Source organism: Amycolatopsis sp. SID8362, assembly GCF_010550475.1.
GTDB lineage: Bacteria > Actinomycetota > Actinomycetes > Mycobacteriales > Pseudonocardiaceae > Amycolatopsis > Amycolatopsis eburnea.
This window is the reverse complement of record NZ_JAAGNB010001552.1, coordinates 1-4,196: the sequence shown is the minus strand read 5'-3', so window position 1 is coordinate 4,196 and position 4,196 is coordinate 1. Positions and strand designations below refer to the sequence as shown.

The 4,196-nt window shown below is 73.3% G+C and carries 1 protein-coding gene; it reads right to left on the bottom strand.

Annotation, left to right across the window (positions count from 1 at the left end; genetic code table 11):
- Nucleotides 1–4,196: type I polyketide synthase (locus G3I65_RS47420; RefSeq protein ID WP_160701920.1), on the bottom strand; the 4,196-nt coding region annotated here is incomplete at both ends.

Here is a 4,196-nt window from a genome sequence, read left to right as displayed (position 1 = left end):
AGGGTCAGCGCGACCGCGTCCGGGCCCGCGCGCCGGATGCGCACGCGCAGGGCGGCCGCGCCCGCCGCCGTCAGGGACAGGCCCGTCCAGGAGAACGGCAGGTGCGGGCCGTCGACGAAGCCGCCGAGGCCGAGCCCGTGCAGGGCGGCGTCGAGCAGCGCCGGGTGGAGGCCGTAATCCTCCGCCTCGTAACCCGCTGGCAACGCGACTTCGGCATACACCGTGTCGCCGTCGCGCCATGCGGCCCGCAGGCCCTGGAAGGCGGGGCCGTAACCGAAGCCCTGCTCGGCGGCGCGGTCGTAGAGGTCGTCCACGGCCACCGCGCCCGACGGCGGCCATTCGGTGAGGTCTTCCGCTTCCGGCGTCGCCGCGCTCACCTTGCCGGTGGCGTGCAGCGTCCAGGTGTCCGCATCGGACGGTCGTGAGTGGATGGTCACCCCGTGATCGGGACCGACCGTCACGCGCAGGGCGACCTCGCCGTGCGGGACGAGCGGCGCGCCCAGCGTCAGTTCCTCGACGACCGGGCAGCCCAGTTCCGTGCCCGCGCGCAACGCGAGTTCGGCGAACGCCGCGCCCGGCAGCAGCGGCGTGCCCAGCACCTCGTGCTCGGCCAGCCACGGGGTCGTCCGGGCCGACAGCGAGCCGGTGAACACCGTGCCGGCGTCCGGCAGCTCGACGGCGGCCCCCAGCAGCGGGTGCCCGGGCGCGGACTGCCCGAGCGCGGTCACGTCACCGGCGGCGGGACCGGCGTCGAGCCAGTACCGGCTGTGCTCGAAGGCGTAGCCCGGCAGCTCGGCCGGTGTCGACTCGGGGAACACGGCTGACCACCGCGGCGAGGTCCCGCTCCCGTGCAGTCGCGCGAGGGCGGTCATCGCGCTTCGCACTTCATCGTGGTCCCTGCGCAGCACGGGAATCGCACCGTCGACCATCGCGCTCAGGACGGCGTCCGGACCGATCTCGACGAACGTCCGCGCGTCCGTCGCCGCTACCGCGTCGGCGAACCGCACACACTCCCGGACCTGACGCACCCAATAGTCCGGTCCCCCTTCCACAGTGGACACCCACGGAATCACCGGCTCAGCCACGGTCAGCCCGTCAATCGCCGCCGCGAACTCCGCGAGCATCGGGTCCATCAACGCCGAGTGGAACGCGTGACTCGTGTTGAGACGCTTGGTCTTCGCAAACTTCGCCGCATACTCGGTCACTGCCGCTTCCTCACCGGAGAGCACCACAGCGTCCGGTCCATTCACCGCAGCCAAGGACACACCCTCGGGAAGCTCGATGTCCTCCTCGGACGCCTGAACTGCGATCATCACGCCACCTTCCGGCAGCGCCTGCATCAACCGACCTCGCGCGGCAACCAACGTCGCCGCGTCTTCGAGAGTGAGCGCCCCGGCAACGTGCGCCGCCGCGATCTCCCCGACCGAATGCCCCACGACGACGTCCGGCCGGATGCCCCACGACTCCAGCAGGCGGAACAGCGCCACTTCGAGCGCGAAGATGCCCTGCTGAGCGAGATCGGTGTCCGGTGCGCCCGACAGCTCCTTCACCCGCGGGTCCAAGTACGCGCAAGCGGCATCGAACGCCGCCGCGTACACCGGGAACGTCTCGTACAACTCCCGACCCATCCCGGCCCGCTGCGAACCCTGCCCGGTGAACAAGAACGCGACCTTGCCGCCAGCCGCCTGTCCGACGTGGACACCCGGCGCGGGCGTTCCCGCCGCCACGGCTTCGAGGCCGCGCACCAGCTCGGCCCGGTCCGCGCCAACGACCGCGGCCCGGTGGTCCAGCGACGCGCGTCCAGTGGCCAACGTCCGAGCCACGGCCCCGACCGGCTGTTCCGGTGCCGCGAGCAACCGTCGTGCCTGCTCACGAAGAGCCGACGGCGACTTCGCCGAGAGCACCCACGGCACAGCGGGCAGCTCGGCCGCGGCGACCTCGACGTCCGGTGCCTCTTCGATAACGACGTGGGCGTTGGTCCCGCTGATCCCGAACGAAGACACCCCGGCCCGCCGGACACGGCCGGAAGCGGGCCACGGAACGGAATCCGTGAGCAGCCGGACGTCACCGTCGGCCCACTCGACGTGCGGGGTCGGCTCGTCGACATGCAGCGTCTTCGGCAGCATCCCGTGCCGGAGCGCCTGCACCATCTTGATCACACCCGCGACCCCGGCGGCCGCCTGCGTGTGACCGAGGTTCGACTTGATCGACCCGAGCCACAGCGGCGCCGGGCGGTCCTGCCCGTACGTGGCCAGCACCGCCTGCGCCTCGATGGGGTCGCCGAGCCGGGTGCCCGTGCCGTGCGCCTCGACGGCGTCCACATCGGACGGTGTCAGCCCCGCGGTCGCCAGCGCCGCCCGGATCACGCGCTGCTGCGACGGCCCGTTCGGCGCGGTCAAGCCGTTGGACGCGCCATCGGAGTTGACCGCCGAGCCGCGGACCACGGCGAGCACGCGGTGCCCGTTGCGCCGGGCGTCGGACAGCCGTTCCAGGACGAGCACGCCGGAGCCTTCGCCCCACCCGGTCCCGTCGGCCGCGGCGGCGAACGACTTGCACCGCCCGTCGGCCGCGAGACCCCGCTGGCGGCTGAACTCGACGAACGTCGCCGGGGTCGCCATCACCGTGACACCGCCGGCCAGCGCCAGCGAACACTCACCCGACCGCAGCGCCTGCGCGGCCAGGTGCAGTGCCACCAGCGACGACGAACACGCCGTGTCGACCGTGACCGCCGGGCCTTCCAGCCCGAACGTGTAGGCGACGCGTCCGGAAAGGACACTGCCGGAGTTGCCGATCCCGAGGAAGCCCTCGACGTCCGCCGGTGCGGTCGTCAGCCGGGCGCCGTAGTCGTGGTACATCAGGCCCGCGAAGACGCCGGTCCGGCTGCCCCGCAACGCGTCCGGCGCGATGCCCGCGTGCTCGAACGCTTCCCACGACGTCTCCAGCAGCAACCGCTGCTGCGGGTCCATCGCCACGGCCTCGCGCGGCGAGATCCCGAACAGCGCCGCGTCGAATTCCGCCGCGTCGTAGAGGAATCCACCCTCGCGGGTGTAGGTCGTGCCCGTGCGCTCCGGGTCGGTGCTGTACTCGACGGTCCAGCCGCGGTCGGCCGGGAACTCCCCGATGCCGTCGCGGCCCTCCGCCACCAGTCGCCACAGGTCGTCCGGCGAGCTGACGCCACCGGGGTACCGGCAGCTCATGCCCACGATCGCGATCGGCTCGTCCGCGCGCACGACGGTCGCCGCGACCTCGGACACCGAGGTGCCCAGCAGCTCCGCGCCGAGGTGGGCGGCCAGCGCGTCCGCGCCGGGGTGGTCGAAGACGAGCGTCGACGACAGCCGGAGCCCGGTCGCCTCGGCGAGCCGGTTGCGCAGCTCGACCGCGGTCAGCGAGTCGAACCCGAGGTCGCTGAACGCGCGCGTGGCGTCCACACGGGTCCCCGGTTCGTGCCCGAGCACGGCCGCGGCTTCGGTCCGGACCAGGTCCAGCAGCAGCGTCTCGCGCTCGGCCGCGGGTGCGGCGGCCAGCCGGTCGCCGAACGACGACACCGGGCGGGTCCGCCGGGCCGGGGTGCGCACGAGGCCGCGCAGCAACGCCGGTACCGGACCACCGCGGAACGCGGCGAGGTCGAGCCGCACGGGCAGGCTCACCGCGCGGTCGGCCGCCAGAGCCGTGTCGAACAACGCGAGACCGTCCTCGACGGACAGTCCATTCCGGCCGTCGGCCATGCCGGTTTCCCAAGCACCCCAGGCCATCGAGGTGCCGGGCAGTCCCGCGGCCCGCCGGTGCTCGGCCAGTGCGTCCAGGTAGGCGTTGGCGGCAGCGTAGTTCGCCTGCCCGGCCGCGCCGAAAACGCCTGCCACCGAAGAGAACAGGACGAGGTGCGCGTCCGGGGCGAGTTCGTGCAGCAGCCAGGCCGCGTCCACCTTCGGCCGCAGCACGGCGTCGAAGCGTTCCGGCGTAAGCGAAGTGAGGACGCCGTCGTCGAGCACCCCGGCGGCGTGCACCACCGCGTCGAGGCCGGGCAACGTGGCGAGCAGCGCCGAAACGGCGTCGCGGTCGGTGAAGTCGCAGGCGACGACCTCGGCGCCCAGCTCGGTGAGGGCGGCCGCCCCGGGAGCGTCCGGACCGCGACGGCCGGCGACGACCACCCGGCCGACCCCGCGCTCGAGGAGGTGCCGGGCGAGCGCGGTGCCGAG